We start from the raw sequence: 14,140 nt of genomic DNA on the forward strand, positions 1-14,140 counted from the left end.
ACCACGGCCGCTGAACTCCCTTACGCCAGGCCGGCGCGCTCCAGCGCCTCGCTGCCGGCCCGCAGGGACGCGAGCCGCTCCTCCAGCGTGAAGCCGGCCGGGGCCAGGCTGAGGGTGGTGACCCCGGCGGCGGCGTAGGCCTTCATCCGGTCGGCGATCCGGTCGACGGAGCCCAGCAGGGTGGTTTGGTCGATGAGGTCCTGCGGGACCGCGGCGGCGGCGCCCTGCTTGTCCCCGGAGAGGTACTTCCGCTGGATGTCGGCGGCCTCCTCCTCGTATCCCATGCGCTGGGCGAGCTGGTTGTAGAAATTCTGCTTGGCGCTGCCCATGCCGCCGACGTACAGCGCGGTGTACGGGCGGAAGGTGTCGGCGAGCCGGGCCACGTCCTTGTCGTCGCCGAGGGCGATCGGCAGCGTCGGGCACACGTCGAAGCCGTCGAGCGTCAGGCCCGCCTTCTCCCGGCCCGCGCGCAGGTACTTCATGGTGGTCTCCTCCAGGTGCTCGGCGGAGGGGAAGATGAGCAGCGCGCCGTCGGCGATCTCGCCGGTCTGCTCCAGGTTCTTCGGGCCGATCGCGGCGATGTACAGCGGGATGTGCTCGCGCTGCGGGTGCACGGTCAGCTTGATCGGCTTGCCCGGGCCGCCGGGCAACGGCAGCGTCCAGTGCTCGCCCTCGTACGACAGCCGCTCCCTGGTCATCGCCCGGCGGACGATCTCCACGTACTCGCGGGTGCGGGACAGCGGCTTGTCGAACTTGACGCCGTACCAGCCCTCGGAGACCTGCGGGCCCGAGACGCCGAGGCCGAGCCGGAAGCGGCCGCCGGAGAGCGAGTCGAGCGTGGCCGCGGTCATCGCGGTCATCGCGGGCTGCCGGGCCGGAATCTGGAAGATCGCCGAGCCGACGTCGATGCGCTCGGTCTGCGCGGCGACCCAGCTGAGCACGGTGGCCGCGTCGGAGCCGTAGGCCTCGGCGGCCCAGCACACCGCGTAGCCCAGCCGGTCGGCCTCCTGCGCCACGGCCAGGTTGTCGCCGTCCATTCCGGCACCCCAGTAGCCGAGGTTGATCCCGAGCTGCATGGCCGATTCCCCTTACCCATGAGTAACGTGCCTGTCGGGGTGACCTTAGCGCGGCGGCGGGCGCCGGGGGCAGGGTGTGGGGGGCACGCCTCACCGGCGCGTTCACGCATCCGGTCCGGTTGTCCACAGGCAACCCACCGCACCGGTTCTGGCCAGTAATCTCGCCCGCATGGAGCAGAGGCATCTCGGCCGCACCGGCCTGCGCGTGTCCCGGATCGGGCTCGGCACCCTCACCTGGGGCCGGGACACCGACGAGCACGACGCCGCGGACATGCTGAAGGCGTTCTGGGAGGCCGGCGGCACCCTCGTCGACACCGCGGACGTGTACGGCGACGGGGAGGCGGAGTATCTGCTGGGACAGCTCATGGACGGCCTGGTGCCGCGCCGTGACCTGGTCGTCTCCACCAAGGCGGGCAGCGTCCCCGACCCCGACCGCCGCTTCGACGGCTCCCGCGGCCACCTGCTCGCCGCGCTCGACGCCTCCCTGTCCAGGCTGGGCACGGACCACGTCGACCTGTGGCACATCCACGCCTACGACCCCGACACGCCGCTGGAGGAGACCCTCCACGCCCTCGACCTCGCGGTGAGCAGCGGCCGGGCGCGGTACGCGGGCGTCTCCAACTTCTGCGGCTGGCAGCTGGCCAAGGCGGCCACCTGGCAGCTCGCCGCGCCGGGCAGCCGCTCCCGGCTGGCCAGCACCCAGATGGAGTACTCGCTGCTGCAGCGGGGCGTGGAGCGGGAGGTGCTGCCGGCCGCGCTCGACCTCGGCGTGGGTCTGCTGCCCTCCTCCCCGCTGGGCCGCGGTGTGCTCACCGGCAAGTACCGGCACACCGTTCCCCCGGACTCGCGCGGCGCCTCGGAGCACCTGGCGCCGTTCGTCGAGCCGTACCTGGACGACACGGCGACCCGGATCGTGGACGCGGTGACGACGGCCGCCGACGGGCTCGCGGTCACCCCGCTCCAGGTGGCCCTCGCCTGGGTGCGGGACCGGCCCGGGGTGGCCGCGCCGATCGTCGGCGCGCGCAACGCGCAGCAGCTCACGGCGGCGTTGTCAGTGGAGGCCCTTAGTCTTCCTGACGAGATCTGCCGGGCGCTGGACGATGTGTCGGCGCCCGTGCACCGCTACCCCGATCACGACTGGAGCACGCTGTGAGCACGGAGCCGGAGACCACGGAGGACGCCGGGCCGGGGACACCGGACACCCGTGAGACCCCGGACCAGGGCACCGCCGGGGAGGCCACGGCCGAGGGCACGGAGACCACCGACGGCACGGAGTCCGCCGACGGCACGGAGACCGCCGCCGGGCAGGCTGCCGCCCCGGAGGGGAGCGCTGCCGCCGAGGAGGGTGCCGCGGTGGAGGACGGTGCCGCCGCCGAGCTGTCCGAGGCCGAGGCCGAGCTGGCCGCCCAGCGGATCGAGCGGGAGCGGATCGAGCGGCGCAAGGCCGAGAAGGGCAGCCCGATCGCCAGCGGCGGCAAGCTCAGCGGCACGGCGGCCGACCTGCTCGCGGCGGTCCGGGCCGTGGAGAGCGGCGAGAAGCCGACGGCCACGGTGTTCGCGGAGCCCGCCCCGGCGCCGCGCCGCCCCGCACCGGAACCGGTGCGCAGGCCCGAGCCCGTTCCCGCGCCGGTCGCGCCGAGCGGTCCCGCCCCACAGACCGTCGACGCCGTGCGCCGGGTACTGACCGAGGGCGGGGCCCCTGACACCCTGGCCGTCCAGGCCGCCGCGGTCCTCGGCGAGGACGCCGCCGCCGCGCTGCGGGAGGACCCCTGGCAGCTGCTGCGGGTCGCCGGGGTGCGGCCCGAGCAGGCCGACGGTTTCGCGCGGGCGCTGCTCGGCGCCGGCTGCGCCCCAGACGACGAGCGGCGGGGCCGCGCGGTGACCGTCTGGCTGCTGGAGCAGGCGGCCGTGGCCGGGCACACCGCCCTGGACCTGCCCGCGCTCACCGCGGCGCTGGGCCGGCAGGGCGTGCCGGACCCGGACGCGGCGGTGCAGGCCACCCTCGCCGAGGGCGAGGCGCTGGCGTTCCAGGACGCCCTGGAGGAGCAGCCCGGCGCGCCCGCGGCCCAGGACGCCGGCCGCGGTGCGGAGACCGACGAGGAGACCGACGAGGAGCAGGAGCGGCCGGTCCGGGTCCTGGTCGGTCTGGAGCGGTACGCGCTGGCCGAGGAGAGCCTCGCCGACGGCCTGGCCCGGCTGGTCAACTCGCCGCCCCGGGAGGCCGGGCAGGACTGGGAGGCGGTCGCCGCCGGGCTGTCCGGCGGTGCGGCCGAGCTGGCCCGCGCGGTCGCCGGGCACGGCCTGGTGCTGCACACCGGCGGGGAGGCGGCCCGCGCCGAACCGGCCGCGCTGCTCGGTGCGGCCCGCGCCGCGGGGCTGCGCGCCTTCGCCGTCTGCCACACCCCGGACGGGCGCGGGCGGCTGGCCGCGCAACTGGGCGGGGAGCCGGCGGAGCAGGGCGTGGGCACGGTCGCCGGGCTGCTGTCCGGTGCCGAGGGCCCCGGCAGGGACACGGACGGCGCCCTGGAGCTCGACCTGCTGATCGTGCTGGACGCGCCCCAGCTGGACGTGGAGGGCGCGGCGATGCTGGTGGAGTCGCTGCCCGACGGGGCCCGGCTGGTGCTGAGCGGCGACCCCGGGGTGCTGTGGTCGGCCGGTCCGGGCCGGGTCTTCGCCGACCTGCTCGCGGCCCGCGGCTGCCCGCAGACCGCCTCCCGCGTCCCCGACCCCGGCCCGCTCGGCGAGCTGGTCTCCGGCATCGGCATCGGCGAGCTGAACCAGGTCGCCGCCCCGGGCAAGGAGATCGTCATCGTGCCGGTGCGGGACGCGGGCGAGGCCGTGCACCGGACGGTGCAGCTGGTCGCCGACTCGGTGCCGCGGGCGATCGGTGTCCCGGCCGACCAGACGGTGGTGATCACCCCGGGTCACGGTGGCGCCGCGGGCACCCGCGCGCTCAACACCGCCCTGAAGGAACGCCTCAACCCCGGCCCCGGCCGGTTCGGCGGCTTCGACCCCGGTGACCGGATCGTCTACTCCCCCACGCCGGGGCGCACGGTGCCGGGCGTGGTGGTGCAGGCCGACGCGGAGGGGCTGCACCTGTCGTGCGCCGGCGGTCCCGTCGTCGTACCGCGGGAGCGGGTGGAGGGCGGGGTCCGGCACGGCTGGGCGCTGACCGCGCACCAGGCGGTGGGCACCCGCTGGCCGGCGGCGGTCGTGGTGCTGCCCGGCGATGCCGTGCAGGCCCTCAGCCGCCCCTGGGTGTACACGGCGTTCGGCCGGGCGGAACGGCACCTGTCCGTGGTGCACGGCGTGGAGCAGGCCCTGCCGAAGGCGGTCGCCGAGATCCCGCCGAAGCCCCGTACGACCCGCCTGCAGACCCTGCTGCGCCCGCAGGAGGGGTGACGCCGGTCCGTCACGGCGGCGGACTCCGGCGGTGCCGTACCGGCCTCAGGGCCCGCGGCACCGCCGGTACCGCTCACTTCTCGGCGTCGAGCGGCTCCAGCTCCTCGTCGTCGGTGTCCTCGTCGTCCTGGTCGTCCTCGTCGACGAAGTCGATGTCGTCGTCCCCGCCGACCTCGTCGTCGTCGAACACCGCGCTCACATCGAACCGGCACACCACGTGCTGCGCGTCGATGTGCTCGAACGGCGACTCCAGCCACTCCCCGGCCTCGGGCGGCTCCTCGGAGGCGGTGACCCAGAGCGTGGAGTCGCCCTCCTCCAGGCCGAACTCCTTGTGCCGGGACGCGATCTCGTCCGGTTCGAACTCGCCGAAGAGGACGCCCAGCGCCCCGGGGAGGCTCCCGGGGGTCCGGTCGTCGTCCCCGGCGTCGTCGAACTCCGCCGCCTGCACCCGGTGGGCCTGGGCCAGCAGCCGCTGGGGTTCGGCCACGGTGTAGTCGCGGCGGATCAGCACGCTGATCGCGTTCGGTTCGTCCGGGCCCGCGTACGGCGGCAGGGTGTCCTCCGCACCGGGGATCTCGAAGGGGGTGACCTCGTCGTAACGGTCGTAGAGCAGCTCGTCGTACGCCTCGGCGGCAGCGGCCAGCTGGTTGAACGCCTCGGAGACGGCCGGGTCGTCCTCCCCCGACCTGCGTTCGACCGCGGCCAGATGACGGTCGAGCGCGGTCTTGACCGCCTCGGCGGCGGCGCGTACCTCGGCAGCGGTGGGCTGCGCAGCATCAGACATAGTGCAGACGCTATCCGTACCGGGCACCAGCCCGCACAATAGATGCGATGCCGGAATACGAATTTGTCGACGTGTACGTACCTCGCGGGGTCTCCCGCAAGGAGGCGACACGTCTGCTGACGGACCATGCCGAGTACGGACACTGGGAGTTGGACCGACTGAGCCTGTTGCGCGACGGGAGCCGCAGGGTGCGGCTGCGCCGGCGGATCATCCGCCAGGTGCGTGCCACGTGGTGATCCAGGACAGGTGACCGGACGAGACGGAAGCGGGCCCCGCCGGCATGGCAGGGCCCGCTCCGCTTTCGGTCACGCCGCGGCCCGTGCCTTGCGGTAGAGCACCGCACCCGCGAGCAGCGCGCCCGCACCGGCCGGCAGCGCGATGCCGAGCGGCACCTGGCTGCCCGTGTGCGCGAGCTGGGCGGTGCCCAGCGGCTGGGCCGAGCGGCCCGCGTGCGCCGTGACCTGGGACGTGCCGTGGGCCGTGGAGCCGCCGGTGCCACCGGTGCCGCCCTGGGGTCCCGTACCGGGGTGGCCGGGCTTGCCGGAGCCGCCCGGGGTACCGGGGTGGCCGGGCTCACCCGGCTGTCCGGGGTGACCAGGGGTGCCGGGGTGCCCCGGATGGCCCGGGTGCCCGGGGTGCCCAGGCCGGCCCGGCTGACCGGGGTGTCCCGGGTGACCGGGCGGGGTGCCGTGCCCGTGGCCGCCGCCGTCGCCGCAGTCGTTGCCCGCCGTGGCGTTGCCGGCGCCGACGACGTCGACGCTGTTGCCGCACACGTTCACCGGGATGTCGACCGGTACCTGCACGGTGTTGCCGGAGCCGACGCCCGGCGAGCCGCCGGTGCGGCCGTCCGCGTGGGAGCCGTCGGAGCCGGCGTGTCGGCCCCCCGAAGTGCCGCCGTGATCCGCACACTTGTTGCCCACCGCCGGGTTGAGCAGCCCGACGACGTTCACGGTGTTGCCGCAGATGTTCACCGGTGCGTGCACCGGCGCCTGCACGGTGTTGCCGGACAGTACGCCCGGTGAACCGCCGGCGCTGCCCGCCGCGCCCGCGTCGGCGTGTGCGTAGCCGCCCGCGGCGGCGATCACGCCGGTCGCGGCCGCCATGGTCATCAGGCCCATGCGCGTGCCCTGTCGCATGCTGAATTCCCCCCTGCCTTCCAGATCTTGGTGCGAGAGACCGGTCGGCCTCGGAGCGCATGGCGCGCGCTCCGAGGCCGACGGCTCGTTGAAGGACGCCCCTCAGGGAGCCGGCGTCAGCTGTTGACGCAGGCGTTGCCGAAGGCGGGGTTCAGGAGCCCGATCACGTTGATCGTGTTGCCGCACACGTTCACCGGGACGTGGACGGGCACCTGGATGACGTTGCCGGACGCCACGCCCGGGGAGTGCACGGCGGCACCCTGGGCACCGGAGTCGGCGACGGCGAGGCCCGCACCCGCGAGAACCAGTCCGCCGGTGGCGGCCGCAGCAGCGACGACCTTCTTGATCATTGTTCCTCCTCATTGGCAATGCGACCCCAAGGTTCGGGATCACATCAGCTGTAACGAGGAGGGACTGATGAAGCTACGAACCGATCGTCGCATTCACCCTTCTCAGTCGCTCTCGCACGGCTGCCCGATTGACTGGGGGCGGAGCGTCACGACGCGTCGATGAACCGGTCGAGCACCCGCACGCCGAACTGCAGCCCGTCCACCGGCACCCGCTCGTCCACACCGTGGAACATGCCGGCGAAGTCCAGCTCCGGCGGCAGCTTGAGCGGGGCGAAGCCGAAGCCGCGGATGCCGAGGTCGTCGAAGGACTTGGCGTCCGTACCGCCGGAGAGCATGTAGGGGATCGCCTTGGCGGTGGGGTCCTCGGCGAGCAGCGCGGCCTGCATGGCCTCCACCAGCGCGCCGTCGAAGGAGGTCTCGACGGCCTTGTCGGCGTGCACGTCCTCGCGGCGCACCTTCGGACCGAGCAGCCGGTCGAGGTCGGCGAGGAACTCCTCCTCGTGGCCGGGCAGGAAGCGGCCGTCGATGTGGGCGGTGGCCTCGCCGGGGATGACGTTGACCTTGTAGCCGGCGCCCAGCTGGGTGGGGTTGGCGGTGTTGCTCAGGGTGGCGCCGATCAGCTTGGCGATGCCGCCGAGCTTGGCGAGGGTGGACTCCATGTCCTCCGGGTCCAGCTCGGTGCCCAGCGCGTCGCCGAGTTCGTCGAGGAAGGCCCGGGTGGTCTTGGTGACCCGGACCGGGAACCTGTGCCGGCCGACCCGGGCGACCGCCTCCGACAGCTCGGTGATGGCGTTGTCGCGGTGGATCATCGACCCGTGCCCGGCGGTCCCGGCCACGGTCAGCTTCATCCAGTGCATGCCCTTCTCGGCCGTCTGGATCAGGTACAGCCGCCGCTGGTCGTCGACGGTGAAGGAGAAGCCGCCGACCTCGCTGATCGCCTCGGTGACGCCCTCGAACAGCTCGGGGTGGTGGTCGACCAGGTAGCGGGCGCCGTACGTGCCGCCCGCCTCCTCGTCGGCGAGGAAGGCCACCACGATGTCCCGCGGGGGCCGGCGCCCGCTGCGCAGCCGGTCGCGGACGACCGCCAGCGTCATGGCGTCCATGTCCTTCATGTCGACGGCCCCGCGCCCCCACACGCACCCGTCGGCGATCTCGCCGGAGAAGGGGTCGTGGGTCCAGTCGACGGCGTTGGCCGGTACGACGTCCAGGTGGCCGTGGATGAGCAGCGCGGGCCGGGACGGGTCCTCGCCCTCGATGCGGGCCACCGTGGAGGCGCGGCCGGGGTGGGACTCGTAGATCTTCGGCTCCAGCCCGACCTCGGCGAGCTTCTCGGCGACCCACTCGGCGGCCTTGCGCTCGCCCGGGCCGGAGTGGTCGCCGTAGTTGCTGGTGTCGAACCGGATCAGCTCGCGGCAGAGGTCCACGACCTCGTCCTCGCCGGTGACGCTCCTGGCCGTGTCCGTCTCGCTCACGTGCTTCCTCCCACTGTCACTGCTGGTGGTCCCCCTCATCCTCTCTCCGGCCGCGCTCCGGGCCCAAGAGCGGACCCGGCCCGACACACGCCGTTCACGGGCGGCCGGCCCGGCACCGGGGGTGATCGGCCACCCCCGAAAGCCTGGTAATGTTTCCTTCGTCGCCGCGAGGGAAGCCCCGCCAAAGGGAAACCCCGCACGACAGACACCTTGTCCGGGTGGCGGAATGGCAGACGCGCTAGCTTGAGGTGCTAGTGCCCTTTATCGGGCGTGGGGGTTCAAGTCCCCCCTCGGACACCAGTGAGGCCCCTGCATCGCAGGGGCCTTCTTCGTTCCCGGGTGCGACTTCGGCCGGACCGGCCGGCGGGCTAGACGTGTGCGGGCGCCATGTGGTCGGTGAACCAGTCACGGGCCAGCTCCGTCACCTGTTCCAGCGTGCCGTGCTCCTCGAAGAGGTGGGTGGCGCCGGGGACCACCGCCAGCCGGTTCTCGCAGCGCAGGTGTGCCTGTGCCTCCCGGTTGAGGTCGAGGACCAGCGGGTCGGCGCCGCCGACGACGAGCAGGGTGGGCGCGGTCACCGCGGCCAGCCGGGGTCCGGCGAGGTCGGGCCGGCCGCCGCGGGAGACGACCGCTGCGGGCCGTGCGCCGGGGTCGGCGGCGGCCCACAGCGCGGCGGCGGCACCGGTGCTGGCGCCGAACCAGCCGACGGCGAGCCCTTCGACATCGGGTTCCTCACGCAGCCAGCGGGTGGCGTCGAGCAGCCGGCCGGCCAGCAGCGCGATGTCGAACACGTTGCCCCGGTCGGCCTCCTCGGCGTCGGTGAGCAGGTCGAACAGCAGGGTGCCGAGCCCGGCCCGGTGCAGTCCTTCGGCCACGAACCGGTTGCGCGGGCTGTGCCGGCTGCTGCCGCTGCCGTGGGCGAAGACCACCACGCCGGTGGCGCCCTCGGGCACGGTGAGCCGTCCGCCGAGCCGTACGGCTCCGGCCGTCACGGTCACCTCGCGGTCGGTGGAGCCGGCGCCCGCGGTGTGCCGGTGCCGGCTCGCGGCCCGGCGCAGGCAGGCGGTGACCTCGTCGTCGTCGACCTGGGCGAAGTCGGCGTAGAACTGGCCGACCGCGGCGAAGTCCCAGGGGGTGTGCAGGCTGACCAGTTCGTCGGCGTCGTCGCCGAGCCGCCGGGTGAAGTCGCGGGGGGCCACGGGGACGGCCAGCACGATGCGGGCCGCGCCCCGGGCGCGGGCGATCCGGCAGGCGGCCCGCGCGGTGGAGCCGGTGGCCACGCCGTCGTCCACCACGACGGCGGTCCGTCCGGCGACGGACACGGCGGGGGCGGCGCCCCGGTAGCGGGCGGCCCGGTCGTGCAACACCCGCAGTTCGCGTTCCTCGACGCCGGCGAGGTCCGCGTCGGAGACGCCGGTGCCGCGCAGCACCTCCTGGTTGATCACGCGGACGCCGTCCTCGCCGATCGCGCCCATGCCCAGCTCGGGCTGGTACGGCACGCCGAGCTTGCGCACCAGGCAGACGTCCAGGGGCGCGCCGAGCGCCTCGGCGACCTCGGCGGCGACCGGCACTCCTCCCCGGGGCAGCCCGAGCACCACCACGTCCTGGCCCCTGAGGTACTCCAGGCGTTCGCCCAGCCGTCGGCCCGCTTCGAGGCGGTTCCTGAAGTGCACGGCGGCGCTCCTTCACTCCCGGGGCAGCCAGAGCGGCACCGGGGCGTCCTGGTCGGCGGCTCCGGTCGCCTTCATGTCGCCGTCGGCGGCGCGCAGCAGCATGCGGCCCATGGCGATGAGCGCGCGTCCGGCGGCGAGTTCGTCACCGATGTCCGGCATCGCCCGGTCGTAGGGGTTGCGGCGGGCCTCGGCGTGGCTCTCCAGGACGTTGTCCCCGGTGTCCAGGACGATCCGGGCCGTGGTGTCCGGGTCGTGCTCGCACAGGTAGACGTTCAGCCGCCACTCCTTGACGGCGGGACGGCTGCTGACGGGTCGGGTCATCGTCCGCCACCTCGCTCCGCGGATCGTGCCGCGACGGGCCGTCTGCCGTCTGCCGGTCCGTCGTGGCTGGTCGCGCAGTTCCCCGCGCCGCTGCGGGCGCTCCAGTCCGGCACTTCCACTGTGCACCCGGCCCGCGGCGGACGCCTCCCCTGCTGCGGGCAGAATGTGGGCCATGACCTCGCGCACCTGCCCCTGCGGGCTCCCCCGGTCCTACGACGACTGCTGCGGCCGCTTCCACGCGGGAGCGGCGGCCGCGCCGACCGCCGAGCTGCTGATGCGCTCGCGCTACTGCGCGTTCGTGCAGGGGGACGCCGGGTATCTGCTGCGCACCTGGCACCCGCGGACCCGGCCGGAGCGGCTGGACCTGGATCCGCGGACGAGGTGGACGGGGCTGGAGATCCTGGACAGCACCGACGGGTCCGCCTTCCACGCCACCGGCACGGTGACCTTCCGGGCCTCCTACCGGGGCGGCTCGCTGCACGAGCGGAGCCGGTTCGAGCGGGTGGACGGGGCGTGGGTGTACGTGGACGGGGACTTCCTCGACTAGCGGACGGGGACTCCTCGACCAGCGGACGGGGACGCTCGACCAGCGGACGGAGATGTGCTCTGCCGGCCGGGGCGCCGGGGAGGGCCGACGCTAGGGCGCGAGGATCTCCAGTTCCTGGAGGGCGCCCACGGTGATCTGCCGGGTCAGTTCCTCGGCCCGGGCCGCGTCGCCCTCGCGGACCGCCTCGGCCACCTGCACGTGCAGGGTGACGGCGGCCGGGTCGGGGTCCTCGAACATGACCTCGTGATGGGTGCGGCCGGCCAGCACCTCCGTGACGACGTCGCCGAGCCGGGCGAACATCTCGTTGCCGGAGGCGGTGAGGACGACCCGGTGGAAGGCGATGTCGTGGACCAGGTACTGCTCCAGCTTGTGGCCGCGTGAGTTGGCCACCATGCCGAGCGCGCACTCGGTGAGTTCCGCGCACTGCTCGGCCGTGGCGTGCTGGGCGGCGAGGCCGGCCGCGACGGGTTCGATCGCGGAGCGCAGCACGGTGAGCGAGCGCAGCTGGTGCGGGCGGTCGGCGCCGGCCAGGCGCCAGCGGATGACCTGCGGGTCGTAGACGTTCCACTCGGCTTTCGGGCGGACCGTGACGCCGACCCGGCGGCGGGACTCGACCAGGTGCATGGACTCCAGCACGCGGACCGCCTCGCGCATCACCGAGCGCGACACCTCGAAGCGCTGTGCCAGCTCGTCGGTGCGCAGAACGCTGCCCGGCGGGTACTCGCCCGCGGTGATCGCGGGGCCGAGGGTGTCCAGTACACGGCCGTGCAGCCCCCGGCCCGGTGTGGTCATGCACTCAGCGTACGGCGTGGATCACGGGGACAAAAAGTCAGACTTATACATCACACACTCTTGAATTCGTCGTACCTAATGGGTTTCAGTGTGGCGACGCCGAAGTGGCGCCGGATGTCGAGGAAGACAGCGAGGCAGTCATGCGAACCCCCCAGGTCGTCGTCGTGATGGGCGTCGCGGGGACGGGCAAGACCACGATCGGTCCCCTGCTCGCCGCGCGGCTGGGCGTCCCGTACGCCGAGGGCGACGACTTCCACCCGCAGGCCAACATCGACAAGATGTCGGCCGGGATCCCGCTCGACGACGCCGACCGGTGGCCGTGGCTCGACGCCATCGGGCACTGGGCGCACGGCCGGGCCGGACTGGGCGGGGTGGTCAGCAGCTCCGCGCTGAAGCGGTCGTACCGCGACCGGCTCCGGGCGGTGGCGCCCGGCATCGTGTTCCTGCACCTCACGGGCGACCGGCAGCTGATCGAGGAGCGGATGTCCCAGCGGCAGGGTCACTTCATGCCGACCGCGCTGCTGGACTCGCAGTTCGCCACGCTCCAGCCGCTCCAGCCGGACGAGGCCGGAGTGGCCGTGGACGTCAGCGGCGGCCCGCAGGAGATCACCGAGCGAGCCGTGCGGGCCCTGGACGCGCTTCCCGTCGCATCCGAGTAACACCTCATCTCCGTCCCCCGTAACCCAAGGGAACACCCGTGACCAGACTCAGCGTCGAGATGCTGGCAGCGGACGCACCTGCGCCGATCACCTCCGCCGGGCACGCCCAGCTGGGCATCGCCGTCCTGGTGGGCATCGCCGTCATCGTCCTGCTCATCACCAAGTTCAAGCTCCATGCCTTCCTGGCGCTGACCATCGGGTCGCTGGCGCTCGGGGCGGTCGCCGGGGCCCCCCTCGACAAGGCCATCACCAGCTTCACCACCGGGCTCGGCTCCACCGTGGCCGGCGTCGGCGTCCTGATCGCGCTCGGGGCGATCCTGGGCAAGCTGCTCGCCGACTCCGGCGGCGCCGACCAGATCGTCGACACGATCCTCGCCAAGGCCGGGGGGCGGGCGATGCCGTGGGCGATGGTGCTGATCGCCTCCGTGATCGGCCTGCCGCTGTTCTTCGAGGTCGGCATCGTGCTGCTGATCCCGGTCGTGCTGATGGTCGCCAGGCGCGGCAACTACTCCCTGATGCGCATCGGCATCCCGGCCCTCGCCGGTCTGTCCGTGATGCACGGCCTGATCCCGCCGCACCCCGGCCCGCTGGTCGCGATCGACGCGGTCAAGGCCAACCTGGGCGTGACCCTGGCGCTCGGCATCCTGGTCGCCATACCGACGGTGATCATCGCCGGTCCGCTCTTCTCGAAGGTCGCGGCCCGCTGGGTCGACGTGCCGGCGCCCGACCGGATGCTGCCGCAGCGCGCCTCGGAGGAGCCCCAGCGCCGTCCGGGCTTCGGCGCGACGCTCGTCACCGTGCTGCTCCCCGTGGTACTGATGCTGGCCAAGGCGCTGGTGGACATCGTCGTCGACGACGCCACGCACACCACCCAGCGGGTCTTCGACGTCGTCGGCTCCCCGCTGATCGCCCTGCTCGCCGCCGTGATCGTCGGATTCTTCACGCTGGGCCGGGCCGCCGGGTTCACCAAGGAGCGGCTCCAGCAGACGGTCGACAAGGGCCTGATGCCCATCGCCGGCATCCTGCTGATCGTGGGCGCGGGCGGCGGCTTCAAGCAGACGCTGATCGACTCGGGCGTGGGCCAGATGATCCTGGACGTCTCCAGGGACTGGTCGATCCCGGCGCTGCTGCTGGCCTGGCTGATCGCGGTGGCGATCCGGCTGGCGACCGGCTCGGCGACGGTGGCGACGGTCTCGGCGGCCGGTCTGGTCGCGCCGCTCGCGGCCGACATGTCGACCACGCACGCGGCCCTGCTCGTCTTGGCCGTCGGCGCCGGCTCGCTCTTCTTCAGCCATGTCAACGACGCCGGTTTCTGGCTGGTGAAGGAGTACTTCGGGCTGAGCGTCGGGCAGACCGTGAAGACCTGGTCGGTGATGGAGACGATCATCTCGGTGGTCGCGGGCGGCCTGGTGCTGCTCCTCTCCCTGGTCATCTAGGGGTACGGCGATGACGGCTCACCCGCTCTTCGACATCAGCGGCCGTACGGCCCTGGTCACCGGGTCCAGCCGGGGCATCGGCCTCGCCCCGGCCCGGGGCCTGGCCGAGGCCGGCTGCACGGTGGTCCTCAACGGGCGCGACACCGGCCGGCTGGCCGAGGCGGCGGCGGACCTCCCCGGTGAGGTGCGTACGGCGGTGTTCGACGTGACCGACGGTCCGGCCGTGGCCGCCGGGATCGCGGACATCGAGGAGCGGGTGGGCCCGCTCGACATCCTGGTGAACAACGCGGGCATGCGGGATGCTGCCGGCGGGGCGGACGCCGTTCGCCGGGAACCTGGTGGTGAGCCGGGAGATCGAGCTGCGGGGCGCGTTCCGCTTCGCGCCGAGTTCGACTAGGCCGCGTTTTGAAAGTCGGTTCTGCTCCTCGTCCGGCATCGCGATGATCGCGGTGTGGGGCGAGGGGATCTTTCTGACGGGCAGTGGGCTGTGCT

At 73.5% G+C, this 14,140-nt stretch carries 14 protein-coding genes, 1 tRNA gene and 1 pseudogene; 8 read left to right on the forward strand and 8 right to left on the reverse strand.

What is annotated here, in order from left to right; translation table 11 throughout:
• Window positions 1–20: 20 nt before the first annotated feature.
• Window positions 21–1,076 (reverse strand): LLM class F420-dependent oxidoreductase, encoded by a 1,056-nt coding sequence (locus tag IG05_RS0119300; protein ID WP_030344155.1) that lies wholly within the window; start codon window positions 1,074–1,076, stop codon window positions 21–23.
• Window positions 1,077–1,245: 169 nt separating this feature from the next.
• Between IG05_RS0119300 and IG05_RS0119305 the strand changes: the two genes are divergently transcribed.
• Window positions 1,246–2,229 carry an aldo/keto reductase gene (locus IG05_RS0119305; RefSeq protein ID WP_030344157.1) on the forward strand — a complete coding sequence of 328 codons (984 nt, stop codon included), beginning with the start codon at window positions 1,246–1,248 and terminating at the stop codon, window positions 2,227–2,229.
• Window positions 2,226–4,478, forward strand: a complete 2,253-nt coding sequence (locus IG05_RS0119310) for an ATP-dependent DNA helicase (protein WP_030344159.1) — start codon at window positions 2,226–2,228, stop codon at window positions 4,476–4,478. Before IG05_RS0119305 ends, IG05_RS0119310 begins: the two co-directional genes overlap by 4 nt.
• Window positions 4,479–4,551: 73 nt before the next feature.
• On the opposite strand, the gene IG05_RS0119320 is transcribed toward IG05_RS0119310, so the two are convergent.
• The gene (locus tag IG05_RS0119320) at window positions 4,552–5,262 is read right to left on the reverse strand and encodes a hypothetical protein (protein ID WP_030344161.1); all 711 of its coding nucleotides are present in this window, start codon (window positions 5,260–5,262) and stop codon (window positions 4,552–4,554) included.
• Window positions 5,263–5,309: 47 nt separating this feature from the next.
• Between IG05_RS0119320 and IG05_RS0119325 the strand changes: the two genes are divergently transcribed.
• Window positions 5,310–5,498 (forward strand): DUF5703 family protein, encoded by a 189-nt coding sequence (locus IG05_RS0119325; RefSeq protein WP_014671721.1) that lies wholly within the window; start codon window positions 5,310–5,312, stop codon window positions 5,496–5,498.
• 69 nt (window positions 5,499–5,567) lie between these two features.
• On the opposite strand, the gene IG05_RS50290 is transcribed toward IG05_RS0119325, so the two are convergent.
• The 3 genes from IG05_RS50290 to IG05_RS0119340 all read right to left on the reverse strand — a co-directional run bounded on the left by IG05_RS50290 (window position 5,568) and on the right by IG05_RS0119340 (window position 8,220).
• Window positions 5,568–6,398, reverse strand: coding sequence for a chaplin (locus IG05_RS50290; protein WP_030344164.1), 831 nt, complete (start codon window positions 6,396–6,398; stop codon window positions 5,568–5,570).
• 116 nt (window positions 6,399–6,514) lie between these two features.
• Complete coding sequence (chpH, locus tag IG05_RS0119335; RefSeq protein WP_030344166.1) at window positions 6,515–6,748, reverse strand: chaplin ChpH; 234 nt, start codon at window positions 6,746–6,748, stop codon at window positions 6,515–6,517.
• Window positions 6,749–6,894: 146 nt separating this feature from the next.
• Window positions 6,895–8,220, reverse strand: a complete 1,326-nt coding sequence (locus tag IG05_RS0119340) for a M20/M25/M40 family metallo-hydrolase (protein WP_030344168.1) — start codon at window positions 8,218–8,220, stop codon at window positions 6,895–6,897.
• Window positions 8,221–8,432: 212 nt separating this feature from the next.
• Here IG05_RS0119340 and IG05_RS0119345 point away from each other — a divergent pair.
• Window positions 8,433–8,520, forward strand: a tRNA-Leu gene (locus tag IG05_RS0119345).
• A 68-nt stretch (window positions 8,521–8,588) separates the two neighbouring features.
• Here the strand turns inward: IG05_RS0119345 and IG05_RS0119350 are convergent.
• Complete coding sequence (locus tag IG05_RS0119350; protein ID WP_030344170.1) at window positions 8,589–9,893, reverse strand: phosphoribosyltransferase family protein; 1,305 nt, start codon at window positions 9,891–9,893, stop codon at window positions 8,589–8,591.
• 12 nt (window positions 9,894–9,905) lie between these two features.
• Entirely contained in the window at window positions 9,906–10,214 is a 309-nt protein-coding gene (locus tag IG05_RS0119355; RefSeq protein ID WP_030344172.1) for a dsRBD fold-containing protein, read from the reverse strand.
• A gap of 172 nt (window positions 10,215–10,386) precedes the next feature.
• Between IG05_RS0119355 and IG05_RS0119360 the strand changes: the two genes are divergently transcribed.
• A complete protein-coding gene (locus tag IG05_RS0119360; protein ID WP_030344174.1) occupies window positions 10,387–10,761 on the forward strand; it encodes a YchJ family protein in 375 nt (124 codons plus the stop codon).
• A 90-nt stretch (window positions 10,762–10,851) separates the two neighbouring features.
• Here IG05_RS0119360 and IG05_RS0119365 read toward each other — a convergent pair whose 3' ends face one another.
• A complete protein-coding gene (locus IG05_RS0119365; RefSeq protein WP_030344175.1) occupies window positions 10,852–11,553 on the reverse strand; it encodes a FadR/GntR family transcriptional regulator in 702 nt (233 codons plus the stop codon).
• A 140-nt stretch (window positions 11,554–11,693) separates the two neighbouring features.
• Between IG05_RS0119365 and IG05_RS0119370 the strand changes: the two genes are divergently transcribed.
• From IG05_RS0119370 to IG05_RS42390, 3 genes and pseudogenes are all read left to right on the forward strand, one after another.
• On the forward strand, window positions 11,694–12,212 hold the full coding sequence (locus IG05_RS0119370; protein WP_030344177.1) for a gluconokinase: 519 nt from the start codon (window positions 11,694–11,696) through the stop codon (window positions 12,210–12,212).
• Window positions 12,213–12,250: 38 nt separating this feature from the next.
• A complete protein-coding gene (locus tag IG05_RS0119375) occupies window positions 12,251–13,648 on the forward strand; it encodes a GntP family permease (protein ID WP_030344179.1) in 1,398 nt (465 codons plus the stop codon).
• 10 nt (window positions 13,649–13,658) lie between these two features.
• Window positions 13,659–13,946, forward strand: a pseudogene (locus IG05_RS42390) (SDR family NAD(P)-dependent oxidoreductase); the annotation flags it as partial.
• Window positions 13,947–14,140 lie beyond the last annotated feature (194 nt).

The sequence above is a fragment of the Streptomyces sp. NRRL S-1022 genome, from assembly GCF_000720135.1.
Lineage (GTDB): Bacteria > Actinomycetota > Actinomycetes > Streptomycetales > Streptomycetaceae > Streptomyces.